The sequence below is a fragment of the Treponema bryantii genome (genome assembly GCF_900111035.1).
Taxonomy (GTDB): Bacteria; Spirochaetota; Spirochaetia; order Treponematales; family Treponemataceae; genus Treponema_D; species Treponema_D bryantii_C.
On the sequence record NZ_FOFU01000002.1, the window covers coordinates 336,525 to 361,526 of the forward strand.

Consider the following 25,002-nt stretch of genomic DNA (forward strand, 5'->3'; position numbering starts at 1 on the left):
TCGCCTAAAGGACAAATGATGTAACTAGAGATGAGTTAGAACTTTTTATTACCCTTTAAGCGACAACTATACTTATATAGTATCGGCATAAAGCGTCTGAAATAATATACATTATTTCGATTTTATTTTAGCACAGGTTTGAAATCTGTAAAAGAGAATTTTTTATTATAAATACAGAGGTCCGCCTTGAATCGGCGGACCGTTCAGTTATTTCATTTGGGCGGTTTCGATGAAGCCACCGGCTCCCTTTGTTATAGCGTAGCCGAGAATAGGATTCTTTGATCCGTTACCGTAAATCATTCCATTACTATTTTCTGCAGTAGAATTACCAACATTTGCTCCTGCCGAACCTGGAGTTATACCATTTGGTACATTTTCATCAGTTGTTGAATAAGTCAGATTTCCTGAATTATCTTTCCATACACCTACATTTATATGATCTATAGAAATTTTACTGTTACTAGGAATGACACTTACTTCCCAATTCTTTGTAAAGCTCTCATCTTCTGCACCTGAAATAGAACTTACATCAGATATAGATTCTTCAGAAGCCCAATATGCAACTTTTGGTCTTGCACAGCTGCTTCCATAATAACTGATATATGGAACAGGATTAGAATCCTTTATAGCAACATCAATACTTAATTCTGTTCCAACAATACCATAAGAATCTACAATACAAGTTTTGGCACTTGCAGGTGCATCAAAATTGTCCAGATATGCATACCAGACATCTGCATTTCCATTATCATAACATGCAATATGGACATTGCCTTCACCATCTATTACAACCTTACAATATTCACCGATACCGTTTCCTTCGCCAAATATTGCAACAGGTGTACTCCAACCAGTTGCAGCCTGTGAGAATGAATCTATACCTTTATCTGAACCATCTTCATTTTTACCCAAATATGTATTATCACCTTTATATGTTGGTGCGGTAATTTTTTGTGGTGTTTTATTATAAGAATAAAGCATCTGATTATTCGTTGCATCATACCATACAGCAACAACAAGATCATCTGTAAAACTGACTGGTTCCTGTTCAGTACCAATATTATAAGTATTTCCAGCACCCTTTCTTGCAGCAATACTTACATATTGTCCGGCATGTACAGGAGCTCCTTCTCTAGTCATTACAGCTGTATTTGCCTGGTAATTATGATTCTTGTTATCAGATCCTTTGTAGAACGTTTTTTTATTTTTTGTCTGTCCTGCTATTAAAGAAACATACTCCAATGTATACGGTAAGTCCTTAACAAGTTTTGATCCTGTCAATGACTTTGTTCCTTCTGAATTATCTGTCTTTGCATCACCAGAAACAGAGGTAGGGCCATAATAATCATAGAAAAGATTATTTTTACTTCGCACTTTATTAGTAGCATTCTCTAAAATACCCCACTTAAATCGAATTTCTTCATTTATTGCATCATAGTAAGCAAGATAAACTGTTGTACTAGTAGCAGTTGCGCTCGCAACAGTTGTAGCTATTGATGAGGATTGTATTCGTTCCTTATTGATATTATTTCCATCAAAAGTTGAACCATCTGTAGACTCTCCCTGACCTACAAGTTCAATTCTTAACTGTCCTGTTCCATTATTATGTCCATAAGATTGATCATAAAAGCCTTTGCCCCATCTGCTTGTAAATATTCCAAATGCATCAGCTGACGGATTACCATTAATATCCCCACCTGCAGTAGTACCAAAAGAATTTCCGTTTGCATCATAGGCGAATCCTATACTTGTCCAGAAATCAAGTCCCTGTTCCCAGACATCATAAGATTTATCAAGACTACCCATGCTAAAATTCAGAGGCCCACTTGCAAAAGCAAATCCTACCTGTTTATTCTTTGGATTGATTGCCATAACTGGCTGTGACAATGGGCCACTCTTAGGCTTTCCGGCCTCACTATTGATTCCCCATATATCAAAAACAATATCATCTGTAAGCAGATTGTTATTATCACCATTAGGCTGGCGGTTGTAGTAGTTATCATAAATTGTTTTATCACCTGTTGGATTATCATTCAAATTTACCGTTTTACTATATGAACCTCTACTATCATTATAGTTTTCATTGTTTAGAGCTTTTACACCATTTATCTCAAAATCATATGCACCAGAACTTGAGAGTGTTGAAATATCCAATGTTGTATTATCGCCAAGGTTATAACCTGCAAATATAATCTCCTCATCAGAACTGACAGTATAATGACCGAGTGCTGTTCTACCATAAACGCTTGGATTATTCTGTTTTAATTTACCAAGTTTTGTTGTTATACCAGTAATATAAGGAACGACATCTACTCTATAACTAGGAGTGCGATTATCTTCATAAACAATAGTATCATCACTTAAAGTCTTACTATTTTTTTGAGTAATCAATGTTGTACAATCCATATCGAGATAGAAAGAAGTTGATTGAGTTTTTGCAACTGACCACTTAACTGCTGAAACTGAAGTCTGGGATAGATTTTCTACAGAAGATGCTTTCTGATTCTTTCCAAAGGTTCCATCTTCGTTCAGACCACCACGGTCCTTGACCATAACCTGAATCTGTCTGTTTGTATCTGCAATTCCGTCAATTTTTGCTGTATCTATGGCAACCTTCCAATAAACAACATTGTAATCAAGACCATTTTCTTCTGTTTCTACAACTTCATCTGCTGAAATAAATTTTATGCCATTGTTCTGCAAATCTGTTAAAGCTTTCCAACTTCCAAGAGTATCTGGATTTTCTTTTTCGCGGGCAGCTATTTTTATAAAATCATCACTTGCAGTAAGTCCAGTAAACTTTAACCACAATTCGTCTACTGCAACATTGTCTTTAGCTATACCTTCCAGATAAACAATACCAGAAAGCTTAGGATCTTTATCATGAAGCCCTGTCTTTTCTTTAAATGTATCAGAAGGCAAATCAGCTTCAAGTTCTATATGCCCTTTAGAAATTTTCTTTGAATTAATTAATTCATAGTAAATACTGTTTATTGAAGAATCTACCCAATAGAATGGTTTTATCAATGCTGTTGGTTCTTCTCCATCATTAAGAGCTACATAGAATCTTAAAGACAAATCAGCCCTGTTGCTGGTATAACCTATTTCGGTTCCTGATGTATGATCCCAGATCTGGAAGTGGAAATCCTTAGCACCATCTGTAATACCATGTAAATTTGAAACTGTTAATTCAATTGGTGTTTCTTCTTCACGAATATCATCAGAATGGGTAGAAGCCATTTGAGTAACTATTCTCTTACCATTACTGTCCTTAATAATATTTGCATCATCCTTATCACCAACATAGTATGTCCAGCTTAAACCATCGTTACCACCAACAATTTCCGGAATAATTTTAACATTTCCTTTCACTGTTAAAATTGGATTTCCGCTCAAAACAGAAATACTGTTTCCATCATTAGGAAGTGCAAGACTATAAATCTTATTTCCATTAGGAGACTGACCATTTACTGTTACATTTTCAACTTTATTCTGACTTGTTCGGTTATATAAACCAGAATACATTGTCTTCATTTCATTTTCAGTTACAGTTCCGCTGCCGTCGACATCGCTTCCAAATTTTACGCCTGCTATTCTTGGGCGGTTATTCGAAACAGTTCCACTGTAATTTTTATAGGTTGCATTTCCAGCTGCATCAAAAGCTACAAAATGAATTGAAATAACTCCATCTTTTATATTCTGTGAATTTATTGCAACTGTCCATGCATTGGTTGATTTTGTGTAACTTTCAACCATCTGATCTCCATCATCATTTGCAATCTTATTTGATGTATCTCCGAAATATGTTGTTCGACCTGTTTCAGAAACAGTATTATCAATAACCTGAGCAATTGTAAAATCAACAGAAACAGTGCCGGAATCAATTGCTGTATCCAGCATAATTGTATTCTCAACAGTATCAACTGATTTTATGAGATACATTACATTATTGATTCTACACAGACTTCCATTATGAACAAATGACGGGATATCTTGTGGAAGTGTAACATGCATATTACTTGCTGTACAATTTGAAATAGTTTTCCAGTAAAGATCTGTATTCGACTGAGGTACAGTAAAATCACTCTGCTGGTAACAGTTTTCTGGAATTCCACTTTCAGAAGTTCCCTGTACTTTCATAATATCAGTGAGATATGGAACAGAGGCATTTCCTATTTTTATGTCTCTTGTAATATAGAAAACAATTCTCTTAAAACCACTGCCCTGACCATCATTAAATGTTCCAGATATTTGATAAGTTCCTTCTGTCTGAATAATCGAATTACCAGAAATCTCACTTAATGAAGTTGCTTCAAACTGAGGAGCTTCGTTATCACAATTAAGACTTACTGTGTACTCAGTTGTTTTTCCTCCCTGTGCTTCTTCTGCAGAAAGCTTAAAGTTTGGACCATAACATTCTTCTGAACCAATAGGACTTCCTACCGGAACTTTTATAATATAATTTGAATTACCAAATGGTGTTGATTTTGCTTTTATGTCTTCAGTTCGATTTATTCCTGTTTCATTTGTTTCTGTCAAAATAATATTACCAATGCCACTGTCATCTTCAACAGAACCTGTAAGCCACCATTTTCCCTGAATCCACATTCCCTCTGTATATAGAATACTGGCTGTTTCGTCTCCTGATCCCTCTGCATTATTTGCAAATTGGACAAGTCTCATTTTATTTACGTTACCAAATATTGGAGAACCAGGATCCAGATTAAAGTGCAGCTCCTTTATTTCACTTATCTTTCTATTATTCTTTCCAACTGCTAATACACGAATCGCAATTATACTGTTAGATTTATCTGCCTTATTTAATTCGCTGTGTAAATTTGTTGTAAGGTACCAGTTCTGAGGAGACCCCTGCGCTTTTATTGCATGGTCATAAGGGACCTCAAGACCTGTTGATTCTATACTGTATCCAACATTTGACCAGTTCTCAGAGCTCTTTAATTCAGTTTCCCAGTTTTCAGAGAAAGCTCCATTCTTATAATCTTTATCTATCTGTATGAATACATCTTCGACAGTATCTGTTGCAATTGTTGTAGAACCAGCCAAGGTTATTGTTCCACCAAGAGTCATATCCTCTTTTGGATAAGATATTTCTACTTCTGGTTTATCCCCCTGTGTAAGGATAACAAGAGGCAGCTTTGAAGGACTTTCAATTCCAGAGTTATTCAGTTTATCTACTGCATAAATCCAGAGACAAACATTTTTCTTATATTCATTATAACTTGTACCCTGGCCATACAAAGCATTTACATACGAATTGAATAATTCCAGATAGCATTCATCTTTATGATTATTTACATTATCTACATCACCATTAAATACTGCGACAATCGCATTGGTATTTTCAGTTGAAATATCGTAATACTCAGAAGGCATATCTGTTTCAGATTTTGTTATAGCCATCCAAACCTTATCAATTCCATTATCATCATCTGCTCGTCCACTGACTGTAACACGATTATCTGCAACACCTTCATTACCATAAACTGAATCATTTTTAGAAGGATTTATTATAGAAACAACAGGTGGTTTTCTATCTATACAGATATTTGTAAAACCTTTATTTATTGGCTTATCAGCGTTATCAGTAGCAATAATAGTAATAGATTTTTCTGCAATACTTATTGAGCTTATATCTATTTCGAACAATGAAATCTGCTCTTTTCCATCATTTACCGATTCTGATTTTATAGAATTTATTTCAACACTATCATATAAAAGTTGAATTGATTTGATTCCATTAGCATCACAAGCCTTTGTAAGAACATAAAGTTTTTCTGATGGTCCACCAGTTACTATTGAAGTAGCCAAATCTTTCCATTTAATATCTGCACTATCTTTTGTCTGATTTCCATTTATAATAACTCCTTCCATATTTGTAACAGCAGAACAATCATCTAATGTATATGCTATTACTGGTAGAGTTGGATCTACAAGATCGATGTTCAAATATACAATTGAATCATATTTTCCATCAGAATTTCCTATAATCACATTTTCATTATTCTCTTTCTGAGCAAGAAGTTTTGGAGAAGATAGAGCCTCCTGTGAAGAAGCAGCGGCTTTTGTAATGAATTCTTTTATAGTATCACCAGCTTCTTTCACTTTGAAATATAACTTATGCTCATTATCCTTACTTCCATCTGTTGGAAGATTAATTGTAAATTCTAATGAACCTGTTTCATAGCAACTTATCCATTCTGTTGAATCAAAGGAATACCACATATTTGATATGGTATCATCATCCTCAACGATTCCTCTAATTTGAGAATTTTTAACCCAACTAGGATTTGCCTCACAAATGCCATCTTTTATTGTAAGACCACTTGTAAAAGAAATAACAGGACGATCACTTTGAGGATCTACAGTAACTTTGCATGGTGCAGAATATCCTACATTGTCAGCTATATCCTTAGAAGCAACAACAAACCATACATCCAGTGTTGATTCTTCAGAAGATCCTTCCTTAAGAGTATTTGTATTTATATTACTAAATGTCCAGCTATTCTCATTTTCAGAGGTCTTTAATTCAACAAATTTCTGATCTGGATTAGGAGTTGTTAATTCATTCCATATATCAGCTGATGTAATAACTGATTTTGTACCAAGGGTTTCATTTCTTGTATAATAAAGAATGATATTTCCGTTTCCTTCTTTAAGCCCCTTTGCATCGGCTGCAGTGCCGGTTAAACTGATTTTTTCATTTACCTGAACCCCAGCTGTATATTTATCTGCATCAGAAGGTGCTTTTATTGTTACTTCTGGTGCAATTGAATCCATTATGATTGTTCCAATACTTATGGTTGCTGTATTGCCAGTTCCTGCTTTATCCTTTGCTGTTGCATAAACAGAAACTGTACCTTCATAAATTTCCCCATTATCATATTTCAGTTTTGACGTATCGACAGTTGCATTCCATGTTTTACAGCGTTCTGCTTTTATCTCATCTGAAAGTTCTTCTGTAGAACCATCTATTGGATATGAAGCAATATCAGGCTGAAGATTTACATTGAAAGAGATTTTCTTTTTTTCTGTACCACCCTTTTCTTTGTAAATATTTGCATAAACCTCTAACGTATCTATTCCAGCAGGAATATCCAGGACTGAACCATTCAAATTAAAAGTTTGAGTTGCATTTGAATACCGTATTGTATCGTCATTTGCAATAATCTCAGGACCTTCTGTATCTACATTGAGATAATAATAATTATTTTCATCATATGGTTTTTCTACAATTGAATTTCCAACTTTATCTACCGCAACAAAAACAAGATAATTTTCTCCAACTGAAAGACCTGATATTGGTGCATAGAAATTTGATTCAACATCATCCAGATAATATTTTCCTGCAATATTATCTTCTCCATAATCAACAGAAATTGTTGTTCCATCTTTCTGATAACTTTGTGTATAGAAAACTCGTTTCTTTATTATTTTATCACCAGAGAGGAAAGCAACAGTACCATCACATTCAGTTTCATAATTCTTATAGAATGATTCAGTCTCCCCAGGCTTTGTGTGATAAACCTTATAATAAAGCATATCAAGCCCGCTTCCTGAATCAGAAAATTCTCCACGTACTTTTACTGTTTCTGAATTTCCATAAGTTTGATTTGAATATTTTCCGCCAACATCAATATCTTTATCTTCATTTGTTGAAACTTCAGTATTATCATAATTTCCAATTCGGAATACTATATCTTTACCTTTCGCATCCAGTTTATGTATACCTACAGGAGGATTATTATCAAAAATGATTTTCAGAGTTTTCTTTGTCTGATTTCCAGCAAGATCAGTAACAATAATATCTGCAGTTACACCACCGTTTCCATCTGGAGAAATATTATCAAAATTCAAATCTGCAAAACTAAATCTGGCAGAAGTTGAGGTTCTCGAATCTAATCCAGGTATTATAAGTTTAATAGATTCTATACCTGTATCATCTGTTGCTATTCCAGAAATACTATATTTTTTTCCTTCCTTGTTGTTCAAATAATATGTACTGTCTTCTATAATGAGCCCATTATTATTTGTTTCTTCAACTTTTTCATAAGCATTTGTAAACTGAATATTTGAGATTCCAGGGGCAGTTGAATCATAATTAAGAACTACTGTTGCATAAATTGAAATAACTTCATTGTCTTCATTTCCAGATGTTCTCTTAATATAATAGATTAAACTATGTGGGAAAGCACCATTTGAACCTAAATCTTTTAACTGATCATAAGTTAATTCATCAGTATATTCTCTATCTTGTGAATCTGTTATAGCTTTTAGTTTCTGCTCAATTTCTGCATCTTTTGAATCAACTTTACGATAAAGTGCATAAGGAGTTGCTGAATCACCCCATTTAAGATTTATTTTTAATTTGCTATCCGGATATTCTGTCCAGGCAACTTTATTTTGAGAAATATAATTTAATGAACAGTTTGTATCTATTTCTATTTTTTCAAGGTTAGACTTAAGTTTAAAAGCATACAAACCTTCAGAAATAATTTTACCATTATCTTTACCCTGAGAGTCATTTCCTTCAACAACAACGACATAATATTTCTCTGTTTGCACATCGTAATTAGAGCTGTCAATTGTTCTTACTGTTTTAAACTTATAAGATTTTCCTGAAAGTGAAATAAAAGCTGAGCCAAAAGGAAGTTCCTGTTCTGTATTTTCATCTTCAATATGAAATTCTTTACCAGGTTTTATAATTGTGACTGGAGATTTTGTTTTATCTATTACTCCAGTTGAATTACATTCCTGCAGATAAACTCCAACAGTATCTGGCATGATTAGATATCCATCAAGTCCTGGACTGACTTCAACTTCAAGATATCTGTTTCCTGCAGAAAACTGATATGCTACATCATTAGACATATCTTTTCCACTATCAAGAATATTAACCGAACTAACAACAAACTTCGGATTATTTGCCGGATTTATTGAGAACTGACTTTTATTAACTGCATTTTCAGCAAGTTTTTTTAAAACCTCAGAACTATTCAATTTACCTGCTTCGGTAATGTTTTTAGTTCCGTTTTTGATATGATAGAGCTCTGTTGTATTATATTCATTTAGAAAAACTTCAGACAAAATAGAATCCATATAATAGTCTTCAGTTTTATTTCCCTTTTTATCATCAGCTGTCTGCTCACTGCCATCCACAGGAAATCTCTGTGCATTATCATAAATGGTAAATGAACAATATCGTTGAGATGCAGCACCTATTTCATCAGCAATGATGACTCCATTTTCATCTGTATGACCATAAATCTGCGCATAGATATTTGCTTCATTGGCAGTGTAAGAGGCAATCTCTTTTTCAATAGTTAACGGAATATTATCTAAAGGAATACTAGCTATTGGAGTATCACTATCAAGATTCTCATAAATATTTACTTCTATTCTACTAACTTCATTGTCATCAGCAGCCTTTCCTTCAATGCTAAATGTTCGGCCATAAGAGTCAAAACTTACTTTACCAGCTTCTGCTATAGTTGAAGGTCTGGAAAGCAGCATTATTGGAGCGGTATTATCAATTGTAAATGTAGTATTTTGTGTTGTTGTATGGTCGTTTGCATCTTTAATGTATACACTAGCCTGATAAGTACCATCAATAATTTCTGTTTCTCCTTTTTCATTTATAGGAGAAATGGTGACTTTCCATTTTCCAGTTCCACGCTTTACTGAGTTTTCTTCTACAGTACCTGTAAGATTTATTATATTTGTACTTCCATCTGTTCTCTGGAGTTTTGCAGAAACACTAACTACAGTTCCATCATCTGTATAACTTCCACTTAGCAAGAAACTATCACGAATAATTGAATCAACTGGAGGATTTAATATGTAAAGAGCAGGTGCTTCCGTATCAACAGAAGCTCCCAGCCCTATCTCGCAGGATATCGTTAAGAGAATTGAAAATATTGATAATAAAATAATTCTTAGTTTCTTCATAGTTATACCTCATAATTACAGCGCACTTAAAACTTATATAACTTTTCTAAAGAAACTTTATTAAATAGAGATTATTCTTCAACTTCTATTTTCGGCTGAATTCTCTATTTTCTTGACTTTTGATCTGTATAAATATAACATTTTTTTATAATTTGTCCATAAAAAAACAGGCATTTCAGAGAATTCAAAGAATTTCCCGAAATGCCTGTTTATAGTCGGTAAGCATAGCTTACCGCTTAGCTATTCTTTTGATTATAGACTACTTTGCACCAAAAATATCAAAATATCCTGCAACGAATACTACAAGGATGATAAGCGGAGCAATCCACTTGAGGTAGAACTGAACAGCCTTGTTCTTAGGGAACTTAAGTCCGTCACCTGTATCAGCCTCAGCGATAAAGCCGTCCCAACCCCAGCCCTTCTTGTGCATACAGAAACAGAGGAAGATTAAAGATCCAAGTGGAAGGAGGTTCTGGCTTACGATAAAGTCTTCAAGAGCATCAATAGAACCGATGTGTGAACCGAAGTGCACTCCAGACCATACGTTCATACCAAGAGCAGCAGGAGTTGCAAGAATCAGAATAGCGATGAAGTTAATGAGTACAGACTTGCGGCGGCTCCAGCCAAAGCGGTCCATTGGGAATGCTACGATGTTTTCAAATACAGCAATTACTGTAGAAAGAGCAGCAAAACTCATGAACAGGAAGAAGAAAGCACCAACAATACGTCCGGCAACAGGGCCCATAGCGTTGAATACGTTTGGAAGAGATACGAATGCAAGACCAGCACCAGCACCTGGTTCAACTCCGAATGCAGCACATGCAGGGAAGATGATAAGGCCAGCACAGATAGCAACAAAAGTATCAAGACCAATAACGCGAACTGCTTCGCCAGTCAAAGAATGCTTTTTATCGATGTATGAACCGAAAATCTCCATAGAACCAATACCAAGGCTCAATGTAAAGAATGCCTGACCCATAGCAGCATAAATTGTATCCCAAAGTCCATGCTCACCACTTACAAGAGCCTTAAAGTTTGGCTTAAGATAGAAAGCATAACCAGCACCACTCTTTGGAAGGAAAACTACATAAATTGCAAGACCAATCATGATTACAAAAAGTGCAGACATCATGATTTTTGTGATGCGCTCTACACCTTTCTGAAGACCAAGGAAGCAGGCACCAAAACCAATTACGATTACAACTACCATCCAGATAAGAAGGCTTGAAGGAGTTCCTACAGTAGCACCAAAAGCAGCACCAACTTCATCAGGAGTCATACCTACAAACTTTCCGCTGATCATTTCAAAGAAATATTTAAGGAACCATCCAGAAACTACTGTATAGAACATCATCAAAAGATAGTTTCCGGCAACAGCAAAACCATTGTACCAGTGCCACTTTGTTCCGGCAGGCTCAAGCTCTTCAAAAGCAGCAGCCATACTCTTGCGGGATGCACGTCCAACGGCAAATTCACAAATCATTACTGGCAGACCAAGAATTACAAGGAATGCAAGATAAATTAGAACAAATGCGGCTCCGCCGTATTTTCCAGTAATATAAGGGAAACGCCATACATTTCCCAAACCAATAGCACAACCAGCAGACAAAAGAAGGAATCCAAGTCTGCTACCAAGATTTTCGCGACTATTATCGCTCATATCAAACTCCTGTTTTTTTTATACTTCAAGATATTGTATATAGAAACAGAAGAAATCGTCAAGGGTGATAGTGCCACTTTCAACAGTTCTGCATGACGTTCCTATTTTTTAAGGTGTGCCTTAATACGAGCTTTTACATGAGATTTCAGATGTTCCAGCTCATCCTTATACTGGATACTCTTCATTGTAGGGAAGTGAGCCATAAAGCTTTCAGCTGCTGCATGACGGGCATTCTGAATACGGTCAATTTTATCGAGGATACTCTGGCTGATCTGATCTTTACTGATTGCAGCATATTCCTTAACAGAAGCAAGCATTTCTTCAATATTTTCACTGCGGAACCAGGTCTCGTTACCATAATGATCGCGCAAGCTTTCGCCGAATACCTTGATTTTTTCCATTGTGGCACTGAAATCAACAAGTTTACGAACAGTAAGGAAGATATCTATAGTAAGAAATACTCCAATTGCATCTGCCGAAATCATAACGACAAAATCACCAAGCCAGGTAAGGAAATGAAGCATCTGAGGATAGACAAAGCGGATTACTCCAAGCCCAAGGAATCCGAAGAGAACTGAGTTCAAAAGACAAATTCTTCCATTAATATTGAATTTATAGTGTGAATAATCCCACCAGCGTGTATGAAACATTTTTTCCATAAACCAGCTTACAAAATATTCAACTATAGTGCATAAAATCATAGAGGCAAAAAACAGAGGTATCCAGGTAGAATACAATTTTGCAGGTAGCAGAAGAATTACAATGCCGCCAAAACCATAGACCGGACACAGAGGCCCATACAAAAATCCGCGGTTTACGAATTTATGCTCATGAAAGATTCCTACATAGAGAACTTCGGAAATCCAGCCAACCATACTGAACATAATAAAAATCAAAAAAGCGGCCTTAAAAGGCAACTCGTAAACGGGCATCATATTCATATCTTTAAATATAATCATTTTTCTATTATAATTCAAATTTATGGAAGTATTTCTCGGAATCCCTGCGGCCGACGGAACCGGAATTGGTACAGCTTTTGTAATTCCAGACCCGGTAAAACGTGCTATTCCGCAGCATCACATCAATATTGATCAGATAAACAGAGGCTGGTCTCGTTTTGAAGCTGCTGTTCAGACAGTCACTCTGAGCCTTTCTGAGCATCTGGATTCTCTTTCCAAAACCAGTGAACGTGACCGTGCTCAGCGCGAGGTTTTTGAGACCTACATCCTTATGCTTGAGGACCCGGTTTTTAAGCAGGAAGTCCGCGACTTTTATGAAAATCAACTCTTTAATATAGAATATACTGTTCAGTTTAAGGCTGAAGAATATGCTGCAAAGCTTCGTCAGGCCGGAAACTATTATCTTTCTGAACGTGCCCAGGATATTACAGATGTATTTGGCCGTGTCCTCGACGAAATGCTCGACATTCATCCTTTTGATATCAACAGCGTTCCAGACGGCTCGGTAATTCTGGCAACATCCCTGAGTTCTGCTGATACAATCATCCTTAGTAAAAGAAAGATTGCCGGACTTGCCCTTAGTGAAGGTGGTGTTTCTTCGCATGTGGTTATTCTTGCCCGCAACTACGGCATTCCAACTGTTGTCGGTCTTGAAGAAATCAGCAAAAAGGTTCGCAACGGTGAAACTGTAATTATTGACGGTAAGGACGCTGAAATCCTCGTTAGTCCTGACCGTAATACAATAGAAGAATATAAGGCAAAAATCCGCGAGGAATACCAGAGAAAGCTTAGTCTGCGCTCGTTCCTGAGCAAGCCGGCCGTAACAAAAGACGGTACCCGCTTTAAGCTCTACGCAAACATTGGTACTCCTGAAGAAGCTGAAATTGCCCTTGCTGAAGGTGCTGATGGAATCGGACTTTTCCGCACTGAGTTCCTTTACATGGCACAGAGCGGAGCTTCGCTTAATGCGGCAGCTCGTTCTTTCAGTGAACAGACTCAGTTTGAAGCATATAAGAGCGTTCTTCAGATTATGGGTGATAAGCCTGTTACTATTCGTACCCTTGATGCCGGTGGTGATAAGCTGATTAACTCAGTTGATTTGCCGGCCATCGAAGAAAAGAACCCTCTGATGGGACTTCGCGCCGTTCGCCTCAGTCTTGAATATCCCAATATTCTGAAAACCCAGCTTCGCGCTTTGTACCGTGCCAGCGTTTACGGAAATCTCGAAATCATGTTCCCGCTTATCACAAGCGTTGATCAGGTAAAAGAGTGTCTTGAACTCGTAAATGTTGTAAAGCAGGAGCTTACCAGTGAGAAAATTCCGTTCCAGGAAGACACTCCGGTTGGAATTATGATAGAGACAGCCGCAGCAGCCCTGATTTCTGACTGTTTGAGCAAGGTAAGTGACTTCTTCAGTCTTGGTACAAATGACCTTACACAGTATACTCTCGGAATTGACCGCGAAAATCAGCATGTAAGCGGACTTTACAACGAGTTCAGTCTTGCAGTTCTGCGCCTTATTGAAATGACGGTTCGTTCCGCAAAAGAAAACAATATTCCTCTGGCAGTCTGCGGTGAAATGGCAGGCCGACAGGACAGTGTGATGGTGCTTGCGGGTATGGGTATCAGAAACCTGAGTATGAGTCCAAAGCTGATTTCAAGTACAAAGGAACTGCTTTCAAGATTCACAATCGCCGAACTCGAAGCAATTTCGGCTAAACACTTAAATAACCTCTAGGGAAAAACATGGCAAAGAAAAAGAATAAACCTGACTTCTCACGTCCAAAAGAAGAGGCGTTGGAAGAAAAAAAACAGAAGGCCGCAGAAAAGGCCGGCGCCGAAGAATCTGATTTCATTACTCCTGGCGCTGTAAACGGAATTACCATAGCTCCGGACGGCACGGTTACCGCTACCGGCGACACAGATCCTGAAGATGCCGAATATGACGGACTTCCTCTCGTTGTAATTGCCGGCCGCCCTAACGTTGGAAAATCAACTCTCTTCAACCGCTTTTTACATCACCGCGTGGCTATTGTAAACGATCAGCCAGGTGTTACCCGCGACCCTGTTGAAGCAACTGCAATTATTAACGGAAAACCTGTTCACCTCGTAGATACCGGCGGATATAAACTTACCCGCGACATCGGTACAAAAGAAGCCGAACTCGACGACTACGTTGTTGAGCGCTCCCTCGATATGATTGACCGCGCCGATGTTGTGATTCTTCTGCTTGATGCAGGCGAGATTACCGGTGAAGACGAAGAGTTCATCATAAAAATGCGCCCTTACTGGAACAAGCTGATTGCTGCAGTAAATAAAACTGAAGGCGGAAAGAACGAAGCAGAGGCCTGGAACTACGCTAAGTACGGTTTCAACGAACTTATGCTGATTTCGGCAGAGCACGGTGACCATATCAGTGACCTCGCAGACGCAATTACTTCGCGCTGTGACTTCAGTAAAGTTCAGGTGCTCAGCTCGGACCGTCCTATTAAGATTGCAATTCTCGGAAAACCAAATACCGGTAAGTCTACTCTCAGTAACCGCCTGACTCACAGTGAGAACTCGATTGTCTGCGATTATGCAGGCACAACCCGCGACGTTGTGGAAGGTGAATTTGAGTATGCCGGCCGCCGCTTCAAAGTACTTGATACTGCGGGTATTCGCCGTAAGGCGAAGGTTCATGATGACGTCGAGTATTACTCTGTAAACCGCGCCATAAAAACCCTGGACGAGTGTGATGTTGTATTTCTGATGATTGATGCGGTGGAAGGTCTTGCAGAACAGGACAAGAAAATCTGTTCGCTTGCCTTTGAAAAGGGCCGTGGAATCATCTTTGTTTTGAATAAATGGGATTTACGCGAAGAGCAGGACAATAAGGCAATTAAATCTGTTCGCGAATGGATGAACATCATGTTTGCTCATATGGATTTTGCACCTATTCTTCCTCTTAGCGCACTTGAGGGCAAAGGCGTAAAAGATTTGCTTAACACTGCAATTGAAATGTATGGTCAGCTTACAAAGAAGATTGGAACATCATCTTTGAACAATGCCCTTCAGGACTGGCTGGAGAGATATCCGCCGCCAGCAAGTAAGACTGCACACTTTAAGATCCGCTATATGACTCAGCAGAGTGTAAACCCGGTTTCGTTCATTATTTTTGCAACAAGACCGGAAGTTGTTCCTGAGCCTTATGTTACTTACCTCAAGAACCGAATCCGTGAAGACCTCGGTTACGACATGATTCCGGTTCAGGTAGAGTTCAAAGGCAGCCGCCAGAAGTGGGAAGTGAGGAAGGCCGCTGGCGGCCGGTGATAAATAGCAAAGCGTTAAAAAAATTGCGAAAGCAATTTTTAGCTTTACCATGACTGGGAAGGAAAGAGATTTATGTACACAATCGGCCAGATAGAAGACCTGACGGGTGTAAAAGCCCATGTTCTCCGCTATTGGGAAGAAGTCGTTCCAGGCTTCACCCCAAGAAAAGATATGTCCGGCCGCCGTCTCTACTCACAGCGCGAAGTAGACCTTATTCTTCGCCTCAAATATCTGATAACCGAAAAGAAGTTCACAGCCGAAGGTGCCGGCCGCCAGATTATCGAAGAAGCCCAGGCCGTTCAGGACAACGCCGACCTCATCAGCCAGATCCGCGACTGCCGACAGCTTCTTACAGAAACGTACCTTAAAGTAAAGAAGAACAATGAAGAACAATAATAAGAACACAAAACCACGTCATCACGAGGCACACCTAAACACACGTCATTGCGAGGAGCGCAGCGACGAAGCAATCCATTCGTCTCTCTTCGACACAAGCGCGCTTACCCGCGAAACTGTTTCTATTCTCAATTCCTTTGACGAAATTATTCAGGGAGTTCGTCCTTTAAATAGCCGTCAGCTCCAGCAGCTGCCGGAAAATATCAGAAATCTTTCTCATCAGCTTACAGACGACCGCGCAAGCCGCCGTCTTGGTTATATGAACGACAATATTCAGCTGAGTTCTTATGTACGCTATTACACCTGGTGGAACCTTGTGCGACTCACCAGACTTTTTGCTAATATTCCGGCCATAGTTTTCCCTACCACAGACTGTACCTGTCTTGACCTCGGCAGCGGCCCTCTCACAGTAGTTACTGCTCTCTGGCTTGCACGACCTGAACTCAGAAAACTAAAGCTCACATGGTACTGTCTCGACGTCTCTGCTAACTCCATGGCTCTTGGTGAAGATATTTTCCTCTCTGTAGCAGCCCGTACAGGAGAAGAACCGTGGCACATTGTACGCGTAAAAGGTGCTTTCGGTACTGCAATCAAACAGAAGGCAGGCTTTTTGACCTGTGCAAATATGTTTAATGAGCTCGACCAGGCAAGCGACATGCCGCCTGAGTTCCAGACAAAGAAGTATTACGAACAGATTCAGCGTTACTGCGAAAAAGATGCCGGAGTTCTCCTTGTAGAACCTGGTGTTCCAAAAGCAGCGCGCACTCTAAGTCTGCTCCGCACACGCTTTATAAAAGACGGCCGTACTATCGCAGCTCCTTGTCCTCATGCAGAAGAATGTCCTATGAGTGGCTTTAAAGCTTATACAGGAAGTAAAAATAAATGGTGTAATTTTGCCTTCAGTACAGAAGATGCACCGGCTAAACTTCAGAAACTTTCTGTTGCCGCTAAACTGCCGAAGGAAAGAGCTACACTGAGTTTTATTGCTGTTGAAGCAGCGACATCTGCGGTAGTTTCGACAGGCTCAACCACCGTATCTACCGAAACCTCGATCCGCATCGCCTCAGACAAGCTCCGCCTGCCAAACTACATGTGCGGTTACTATGCCTGTACACAGTTCGGACTTGCCCTCATCAAACTGCCGGACGAAAATAACAAGCGACTTCCAAAGCCACCTTTCCGTCCGCAATCAGGCGACCTTATTCAGGTTAAAATAAAAACACCGGATTCTCTTCCAAAGGACGAAAAATCCGGTGCCGTAATTATAGAGATTTAGGTAGATTATTTGCCAGTAACTGCGCCGCAAACTCCGAGTACAATACCTGCTACTACCATGTAGAAGCCAACCATTGCTCTCTTAAGAAGCTGCTTACCAATTGCCTTATAAATTCCACCGCTTGTCATGAAGCCGATGATAAGAATAATTGCACCTGCAAGAACACAAAGAGCAAAAATCAATTTAAGGCCTTTGAGCTGTGGAACAAAACAAGCAACAATACCTGCGATTGCTCCTGCAATAATCAAAATAGAGCCAATTGCAACAAATCCGCCCTCTTTAGCATTTTTGATAAAATCAAATCCATTTGCTGAAGAACCGAACAGACCCTTAAACATTGGACAGAAGAATCCAATTGCAACCAATGCCATACCAATTAAATAAATAAGTGGTAAGCTACTCTTTTTTCCCATAAAATCACTCCTTTCATTGGGTTAGTTTTTTTGTTTAACTCTCTTCGAAAACGTTTTTGTGCTTATAATATTATTTTATCACAGTTTTTAGGATTTTCAATAAAATTACACAAACTCAATGCCTGTATCCCGGCATAAATGCTGAACGGCAAGTCTTCCGGTATAAACTGCTATTGGAAGTCCTCCAGGCATCTGAATGCGCTGGCCAGCAAAGTACACACCCCAGATTGAATCCAGAGTCTGAGGATAATTTCTCTGCTTTCCGCCCTTTTCCCATACGCTCATCCAGCTGCCTTCATAAGAGCCGGTATAGCGTTCGTAAGTACAAGGTGTAGCCACATCAATCACTTCAAAAGCAGAAGCTACCTCAGGAATAAACTGCGACAGTTCTTTTACAAAAAGCTCGCCTAATTCCTTCTTTTTCTCTTTATAAGTCCCGTCAGCCTTTGCAGCTTTCCAGAAATAGTAACAATCTCCAATCAATAGACAGGTAAGAGTTGTTCCACCCTCCGGAGAATGCTCTTTATAAGCCGCATAATTATAAATTCGCAATTCTGTCCATTTACAGCCCGCATATTCAAAAGGCTTTTCAAGAGGAAATACGCAGCAGTACGGAAGACGTGACAAATCAGCTTTAACACCAAGGCCAATAAACATATTCTGTTCTGTAACAGCCTCATGACGCATTGTATTTACCCAAGGCTCATCAATCATAGTATCAAAAAGACAGTCTACGGCAGCACGAGCATCCTGAGTGACAATAACAGCATCAGCCTCAAACTCACCCTTGTTTGTTACAACCCCGCGTACCTCATAATCTTCAACCTTTACATTTTCTGCCTTTGTACGGAATTCAATTTTTCCGCCAAGAGCCTTATAGGTTTCGAGCATATTATTTGCCATTCTGATTGAACCGCCGTCTGGATATCCGCAATCACCACAGGCAAACGAACCGAGTGTATATATGAAGGAAAGTGCATTATATCTATAGCCGATTACGCTGCTCAAAAGATGGCGCAGATTTTTATTCTTAAACTTTGCAAGATATTCAGCATAGCTTACATTCATCAGATATGGCACGCGCAGAATAGCCGGAACCATTTTGATAAACTCCATAGGATTGATAGGAGCCGGAGTTTTGCACTTACAGCCACGCACATCAAGAACAGGCAGATGAAAGTTCGTAAAATCCTTTACGGCACGACACATCTTTTTAATCATGTGCTTGTCTTCAGGGGCATATTCAATAAGAGCCTTCTGCATCTGTGAAATATCACGATAAAGACTCAAAATTTTTCCGTTCTCATCTATTAAATTATAAATCGGATCGCGTAATTCAATAGGATTATTATCCTGAAGGGCACCGGTTTCATGCCAGATGCGGTTTAATGGCATTTTCGGACTAGAACCAGTAAGCCAGTGCATTCCGCCTTCAAAATAATATCCCTTACGACTCCAGCTGGTAGAAAGTCCACCTGGGATATTGTGCTGTTCCAGAATAGTAACGTCAAAACCTGAACGGGCAGCATAAATTCCTGCAGAAAGACCGGAAATTCCCGCTCCAATAACAACAACCTTATACATATAATTGGATTTTATCATATCAAATCTTATTAAAGCAACCTATTTTTGTATACTTGACTTTTAGGGTCGTTACTATATAATTCCCATGATATGTCTCAAAGTATATATATAGCTCTGGCTGGCATTTTATCAATCATCTCTATGCCAATAATCCTTAAAATTTGTAAGAAATTTAGTTTATATGATTATCAGAATGCCAGAAAGATTCATTCAGGAAACATACCTCGTCTCGGTGGAGTTGGAATTTTCCTTTCATTTATAATTGCTTCAGTAGTTTTTTTGTCTATCAATGATGTCAGCAATCTTAATAAGATTCTTCCTATTATGATAGCTGGAACTATTGTATTTATTTTTGCCGTACTTGATGATCTTCTTACACTTCCTGCACTCGCAAAGCTTATTGTCCAGCTTATAGCAGTTTCTGTTGTTGTTTTTAACGGTTTCCGCTTTAAGCAGATTTTCTCATGGGTACTTCCTACTCCTGTAAGTTTAATTCTTACCTTTGGATGGATTCTCGGCGTAATCAATGCATACAATCTGATTGATGGCTTGGACGGTCTTTGCGGAAGTTTCTCTATTTCTGCAATTATTACTCTTGGAGTTCTCTATATGCTGACAGGAAATCCAGAGTTTATTCTCTGCTTCATTCTTGCCGCTGCAGTATTCGGATTCCTCTGCTTTAACTGGCCGCCAGCTAAACTTTTTATGGGAGACGCAGGAAGCCAGTTCCTTGGCTTTATGATTTCTGTATTCCCGCTTTTTGAATCAAACGACGTATTTGAATTCAATAAATTCCTTATTATGATTGTGATTACAGCTTTCCCGGTTTTCGACACAATTGCCGCAATCTGGAGACGTTTACGCGATAAGAGACCTATTATGTCTCCTGATCGTTCTCATCTTCATCACAAGCTTCTGAATATGGGATATACAAAAAAGAGCGCTTTGTATCTGCTCTGCTTCCTTCAGATTCTTTTGTGTACTTCTGTAATTATTTCATATTTCCTCGGTGCAAGACGTGGTATGGCACTTCTGATTGAATCAACAGCTTTTGTAACTCTGTTCTTCAGTTTTGTACATTACACAAACCGCGCCATTATTATTAAACAGAAAAAAGAAGCTCTCGAAGAACAGAAAGCTTCAGAAAATGAGGATTCTGAAAAGACAGAATAAAATTATATAGAAAATATTTCTTTTCTATGAAGAACGCCCAGCTCGTGAATATTAGATTCCAGCGGGGCGTTTTCTTTTTTATTAGCCTTTATAAAGTCAGTAAGATCAATCGGAAATCGATTCATTGAAAAATGCTGAAAAACATAAACTCTGTTCCAGGCAGCCGGATTTTCTGCAAGCGCATTCCTTAGTGTATCGCGGTACTGACAGAACATTCCCTTTTCTTTCAGTTCAGAATAGCCAACAAGCCAGAGTTCCGTGCCAAGTGCCGCATGAAGAGCAGCAGTTTTTTCTGCCATCCAGATTTGAGATTCTTTTATAAGTTCTGCAATTGACGGGCCACCCTGTTTTGAAATTGTTTTGAGTTGGGCGGTTTTTGCACTGTGCACCGGTGTTTTATTTAGAATTATGACGTTCTTGCGGAAATCAACTCCAAGCTCTGAATTACGACGGAAGTAACCTTCAGCAATTTTCCCTGCCTGCCCAACAAGATAGCGGTTATTTTTGGCAAGCTGCTCGTCTTTTCCAGGATTATCACCAATCACTATAAGCTTGATATCATCTTCTGGTGTAATATCGTCAAGTGAGCGATTATATACTACTGTAGTTTCAAAAGGATAGTCTGGAGTTTTTGCAATACGGGCTGCTTCCTGCTGTAAGCGGGTAAGTTCTGGAGCAGAAGCTTTCCATTCTTCTATCTTCTGCTTAAATTCCTTGTTAAAATCACAAAAATACTTCCACTGCTCTTCTGTCATTTCTGATTTACCTTTTTCTTTTTACTTTTCAAGAATTATAGTATAGAATATAAACATTGCATTAGCAAATATCCAATTATACATATTATCTGGAGGAACTATGAAAAAACTTCTCGCATTTGCCCTTACTGCAGGTCTTAGCCTCTCGCTTTTTGCAGCAGATATCTTCAAATACGCTCCAATTACTGGAAACGTAAAAGCCTATACCGAAACTAACTTCTCAATTGCAACAAGATTCGGAACCTTATACAGAACTCCAAGCTTAAAGATTACACACATTTTTGATTCAAACGGAAAAGAAGCTTCATCTTCTGAATTAACTCCAAAAGATGCTGTAATCAATACTATTTCTTCTACTTACGATTCAGCTGGAAATCTTGCAGAACAGCTTTGTACAAGTGCTGATGGAGAAATCGTATGGAAAAACAGTTTTACCTATAAGAATGGTCTTAAAACAGATGCTTCTGAATATGACAGAAAGGGTAACCTCCGCGCACGTACAATTTATACTTATGACAATAACCTTCTTACAGATGAATCAAGCTATGATGGCGAAGGGGCTTTAATCTGGAAGACTATTTACAAGTATGATGACAATAACCGCGTTATTTCTGTAAATGAATATAATCCAGACGGTTCTCTCAGCGAAAAAACTGAATATAACTATACTGAAGCTGGTGCTATTGATTCTGCAGCTATGCTTGATGCCTTTGCAGGAAAACAGACTTCTTTAGTTTTCCGCTATGGTGCAAACGGTGCTTTGAATGAAATCACTACTTATAATTCTGATAAGCAGGTTATCAAGAGAACTCTGATTAAATATGATGCAAAAGGAAACGTAAATAAGGTTTCTGAATATGATGTTGCAGAAAAGTTCGGTACAACTGTAAATGAACTGGTTGCTATGTCTGAATACAACTATGAATATAACGGTTCAGCTGCCGATGCAAAATAGTAATATGGTGGTTGAGTAGTCTGAAAGACGTATCTAAACCACATAAAAAAGGCCGGGCATTTTTTTAGTGCCCGGCCTTTTTATATCTGATGTCTATTAATAGTTCTGTGCTTCAATCTGGAAATAAGCCTGAGGATGTGCACAAACTGGGCATACCTTTGGAGCTTCTTTTCCAATTACGATGTGACCACAGTTGCGGCACTGCCAGATTGCATCACCTTCGCTTGAGAATACAAGTTTGTCTTCAATATTCTTAAGGAGCTTGCGGTAGCGCTCTTCATGATGCTTTTCGATTGCTGCAACACCTTCGAACATCTTAGCAATTGCTTCAAAGCCTTCTTCGCGTGCTGTTTTAGCAAAACCATCGTACATATCTGTCCATTCGTAGTTTTCACCGTCTGCAGCTGCTGCAAGGTTCTCTGGAGTTGTTCCAATTCCACCATTGAGCAATTTATACCACATTTTTGCATGCTCTTTTTCGTTTTCTGCAGTCTCAAGGAAAATGGCAGCAATCTGCTCATATCCTTCTTTTTTAGCCTGACTTGCAAAATATGTATACTTATTGCGGGCCTGTGATTCGCCAGCAAAAGCCGTCTGCAGATTTTTTTCTGTTTGTGTTCCCTTAATGTTCATATTTTCTGAGCTCCTTTGATATGGTCGCGTACGACCAAAATTGAATAAATATATTTCTTCAAATATAATCTGAAAACCCGCATAAGTAAATGAAAAAAGTGTTATATCCATAGAAATAATTTAGAAAACAGCACTTGAAAACTGAGGACAGATGTTTTACCATATAATATGGTGGGTATTTTGCCGATATTTTAGAGAGGATTTTTATGAAAACTATTGGTATCAAACTTGCAGACGGCTCCTTTTATCCTGTTCTGGAGGATAATACTCCTTCAGAAAAGAAACTTGAGCTTACAACGGCGCATAATAATCAGACTAAGGTTATGGTTGACCTCTATCGTTCTGCAACCTGTTCTATGGATGATGCCGAATATGTTGATTCCCTCCAGATTGAAAATTTAACTGCCCGCCCTAATGGTGAGACTGATATTAAATTCAGTATTTCTCTCGACGAAGATAACCAGCTTTCTGCAAAGATTGTTGACCCTGAAACTGGTAACGAAAGCAATACAACTATCACTCTTGTTTCCCGCACTCTGGAAGAGCGTCTTATTACTGATGATTATGATATTAACGATTCGGAAGAATCTGTTGGAAAAGGCGCTAAGGTTGCCGGTGCAGTAGCGGCTGGTGGACTTCTTGCAGCAGCTGCGGCAATGGCAATGAAGAACTCGGATGAAACAGAGGAAACTGAGACTGAAGAAGTAGTCGAGGATGTCGCAACTGATGAAACTGTTGATGCAGAAGATACTATTGAAGAGTCTGATTTTTCTCTGGATGAAACTGCAGTTGAAGAGCCGGTGATTGAAGAGACTGCTGAAGAAATTGTTGATGAATCAGTTGAGGAGCCGGCTGCTGAAGCTGAAGAACCGATAATTGAGGAAAATGCCGACGAAGTTGTTGAGGATGCAGAGTTCAGCGAAGATGTCGTAGAAGCCGAAACCACTGAAGATGCCGGTCTCCCAGACATGAACTTTGATATTCCAGAAGAGAACTCTGACGAAACTCTGGTTACTGAAGACAGCAGTTTACCGGATATGGACTTTGATCTTCCAGATGACACCGCTACTGATGAGACGATAGTGGAAGATACATCAGATGAAACATTTGCTGCTGATACATCAGACGATACAATTATTTCTGATGAAACAATAACGTCTGACGAAACTGTAACTTCGGATTCAGATGAAGATTTTATAGAAGAAGATTCAGGATTGCCTGATATGGATTTTGACATTCCTGATGATACTTCTGATTCAACCGATGTTGATTTTGGAACTGAAAATGAAACTGAGAATTCGGATTTCCCGGATGACTTCTTTAATACAGAGGATGATATGAAAGACCCTACTTTTGACACAGAAACTCCTGCTGCCGGTGGCTTGAACTTTGACGGACTTTATGATGAAGAAACCGAACGCGGCACTCCTGCTCAGACTGACGAAGATGATGTAAAGAAAAAGACAAAGGTTCCTGTAATAATCTGTATAATCTGCGCAATCATCTGTATTATTGCGACAGCTCTTATTCTGTTTATTATTCCATCAAAATATAATCTTATTACAAAGAAAAATGCAAAAAATGCTGATACAACAGTTGCTGTTGCAGAACAGCCTGCTCCAGAGCCTTCTCCTGCTCCAACTGCTGAACCGGAACCTGAGCCTGCTGTTCCAGAAGCTAAAGAAGATGAAATCATCATTATTGAAAAAGCAGAAGAAGTTGTTCCAGCTCAGCCACCTGTTGCAGAAGAAAAGCCTAAGGATATCACTTACAAGATCAAATGGGGTGATACACTCTGGGATATTGCTGATACTTACTATAAGAATCCTTGGCGCTACAAGTATATTGCACGCTACAATGGAATAAAGAATCCTGATTATATTATTTCTGGAACTAAAATAGTAATTCCAGCTGAGTAGG

Annotated in this window: 14 protein-coding genes; 7 read left to right on the top strand and 7 right to left on the bottom strand. The window is 38.7% G+C overall.

Going from position 1 to position 25,002, the window contains the following annotated elements; all coding sequences use genetic code 11:
- Positions 1 to 207 precede the first annotated feature (207 nt).
- The 3 genes from BMY21_RS04780 to BMY21_RS04790 all read right to left on the bottom strand — a co-directional run bounded on the left by BMY21_RS04780 (position 208) and on the right by BMY21_RS04790 (position 12,585).
- Complete coding sequence (locus BMY21_RS04780) at positions 208 to 9,966, bottom strand: hypothetical protein (protein ID WP_074641401.1); 9,759 nt, start codon at positions 9,964 to 9,966, stop codon at positions 208 to 210.
- Between the two features lie 259 nt (positions 9,967 to 10,225).
- The gene (locus BMY21_RS04785; RefSeq protein ID WP_074641403.1) at positions 10,226 to 11,626 is read right to left on the bottom strand and encodes a sodium-dependent transporter; all 1,401 of its coding nucleotides are present in this window, start codon (positions 11,624 to 11,626) and stop codon (positions 10,226 to 10,228) included.
- 101 nt (positions 11,627 to 11,727) lie between these two features.
- A complete protein-coding gene (locus BMY21_RS04790; protein WP_074641404.1) occupies positions 11,728 to 12,585 on the bottom strand; it encodes a putative ABC transporter permease in 858 nt (285 codons plus the stop codon).
- Positions 12,586 to 12,607: 22 nt separating this feature from the next.
- Between BMY21_RS04790 and ptsP the strand changes: the two genes are divergently transcribed.
- The 4 genes from ptsP (at position 12,608) to BMY21_RS04810 (ending at position 17,569) form a co-directional block, all read left to right on the top strand.
- Positions 12,608 to 14,323, top strand: a complete 1,716-nt coding sequence (ptsP, locus tag BMY21_RS04795) for a phosphoenolpyruvate--protein phosphotransferase (protein WP_074641406.1) — start codon at positions 12,608 to 12,610, stop codon at positions 14,321 to 14,323.
- A gap of 8 nt (positions 14,324 to 14,331) precedes the next feature.
- Positions 14,332 to 15,897, top strand: coding sequence for a ribosome biogenesis GTPase Der (gene der, locus BMY21_RS04800; protein ID WP_074641408.1), 1,566 nt, complete (start codon positions 14,332 to 14,334; stop codon positions 15,895 to 15,897).
- Positions 15,898 to 15,969: 72 nt separating this feature from the next.
- Positions 15,970 to 16,293, top strand: a complete 324-nt coding sequence (locus BMY21_RS04805) for a MerR family transcriptional regulator (protein ID WP_074641409.1) — start codon at positions 15,970 to 15,972, stop codon at positions 16,291 to 16,293.
- Positions 16,280 to 17,569 carry a small ribosomal subunit Rsm22 family protein gene (locus BMY21_RS04810; protein ID WP_083379683.1) on the top strand — a complete coding sequence of 430 codons (1,290 nt, stop codon included), beginning with the start codon at positions 16,280 to 16,282 and terminating at the stop codon, positions 17,567 to 17,569. The genes BMY21_RS04805 and BMY21_RS04810 overlap by 14 nt, the downstream gene beginning before the upstream one ends.
- 5 nt (positions 17,570 to 17,574) lie before the next feature.
- On the opposite strand, the gene BMY21_RS04815 is transcribed toward BMY21_RS04810, so the two are convergent.
- Positions 17,575 to 17,982, bottom strand: a complete 408-nt coding sequence (locus BMY21_RS04815) for a hypothetical protein (protein ID WP_074641411.1) — start codon at positions 17,980 to 17,982, stop codon at positions 17,575 to 17,577.
- A 105-nt stretch (positions 17,983 to 18,087) separates the two neighbouring features.
- Positions 18,088 to 19,566 (bottom strand): phytoene desaturase family protein, encoded by a 1,479-nt coding sequence (locus tag BMY21_RS04820; protein WP_074641413.1) that lies wholly within the window; start codon positions 19,564 to 19,566, stop codon positions 18,088 to 18,090.
- A gap of 90 nt (positions 19,567 to 19,656) precedes the next feature.
- Here BMY21_RS04820 and BMY21_RS04825 point away from each other — a divergent pair, with 90 nt between their 5' ends.
- Positions 19,657 to 20,739, top strand: a complete 1,083-nt coding sequence (locus BMY21_RS04825; RefSeq protein ID WP_083379685.1) for an MraY family glycosyltransferase — start codon at positions 19,657 to 19,659, stop codon at positions 20,737 to 20,739.
- Between the two features lie 2 nt (positions 20,740 to 20,741).
- Here BMY21_RS04825 and BMY21_RS04830 read toward each other — a convergent pair whose 3' ends face one another.
- Entirely contained in the window at positions 20,742 to 21,494 is a 753-nt protein-coding gene (locus BMY21_RS04830) for a uracil-DNA glycosylase family protein (RefSeq protein ID WP_074641416.1), read from the bottom strand.
- Between the two features lie 100 nt (positions 21,495 to 21,594).
- On the opposite strand from BMY21_RS04830, the gene BMY21_RS04835 reads away from it, so the two are divergent.
- Complete coding sequence (locus BMY21_RS04835; protein WP_074641418.1) at positions 21,595 to 22,449, top strand: toxin-antitoxin system YwqK family antitoxin; 855 nt, start codon at positions 21,595 to 21,597, stop codon at positions 22,447 to 22,449.
- Between the two features lie 96 nt (positions 22,450 to 22,545).
- On the opposite strand, the gene rbr is transcribed toward BMY21_RS04835, so the two are convergent.
- Positions 22,546 to 23,082: a rubrerythrin gene (rbr, locus tag BMY21_RS04840; RefSeq protein WP_074641419.1), complete on the bottom strand. Its 537-nt coding sequence runs from the start codon at positions 23,080 to 23,082 to the stop codon at positions 22,546 to 22,548.
- A gap of 206 nt (positions 23,083 to 23,288) precedes the next feature.
- On the opposite strand from rbr, the gene BMY21_RS15645 reads away from it, so the two are divergent.
- On the top strand, positions 23,289 to 25,001 hold the full coding sequence (locus BMY21_RS15645; RefSeq protein ID WP_074641421.1) for an Hsp70 family protein: 1,713 nt from the start codon (positions 23,289 to 23,291) through the stop codon (positions 24,999 to 25,001).
- Position 25,002: the final 1 nt, after the last annotated feature.

Coding starts and splice junctions, on each gene's coding strand:
- BMY21_RS04810 (WP_083379683.1), top strand. CDS start 16,280: ATGAAGAACAATAATAAGAACACAAAACCACGTCATCACGAGGCACAC.
- BMY21_RS04790 (WP_074641404.1), bottom strand. CDS start 12,585: ATGATTATATTTAAAGATATGAATATGATGCCCGTTTACGAGTTGCCT.
- BMY21_RS04835 (WP_074641418.1), top strand. CDS start 21,595: ATGAAAAAACTTCTCGCATTTGCCCTTACTGCAGGTCTTAGCCTCTCG.
- der (WP_074641408.1), top strand. CDS start 14,332: ATGGCAAAGAAAAAGAATAAACCTGACTTCTCACGTCCAAAAGAAGAG.
- BMY21_RS04825 (WP_083379685.1), top strand. CDS start 19,657: ATGTCTCAAAGTATATATATAGCTCTGGCTGGCATTTTATCAATCATC.
- rbr (WP_074641419.1), bottom strand. CDS start 23,082: ATGAACATTAAGGGAACACAAACAGAAAAAAATCTGCAGACGGCTTTT.
- BMY21_RS04785 (WP_074641403.1), bottom strand. CDS start 11,626: ATGAGCGATAATAGTCGCGAAAATCTTGGTAGCAGACTTGGATTCCTT.
- BMY21_RS04805 (WP_074641409.1), top strand. CDS start 15,970: ATGTACACAATCGGCCAGATAGAAGACCTGACGGGTGTAAAAGCCCAT.
- BMY21_RS04820 (WP_074641413.1), bottom strand. CDS start 19,566: ATGTATAAGGTTGTTGTTATTGGAGCGGGAATTTCCGGTCTTTCTGCA.
- BMY21_RS04780 (WP_074641401.1), bottom strand. CDS start 9,966: ATGAAGAAACTAAGAATTATTTTATTATCAATATTTTCAATTCTCTTA.
- BMY21_RS04830 (WP_074641416.1), bottom strand. CDS start 21,494: ATGACAGAAGAGCAGTGGAAGTATTTTTGTGATTTTAACAAGGAATTT.
- BMY21_RS15645 (WP_074641421.1), top strand. CDS start 23,289: ATGAAAACTATTGGTATCAAACTTGCAGACGGCTCCTTTTATCCTGTT.
- ptsP (WP_074641406.1), top strand. CDS start 12,608: ATGGAAGTATTTCTCGGAATCCCTGCGGCCGACGGAACCGGAATTGGT.
- BMY21_RS04815 (WP_074641411.1), bottom strand. CDS start 17,982: ATGGGAAAAAAGAGTAGCTTACCACTTATTTATTTAATTGGTATGGCA.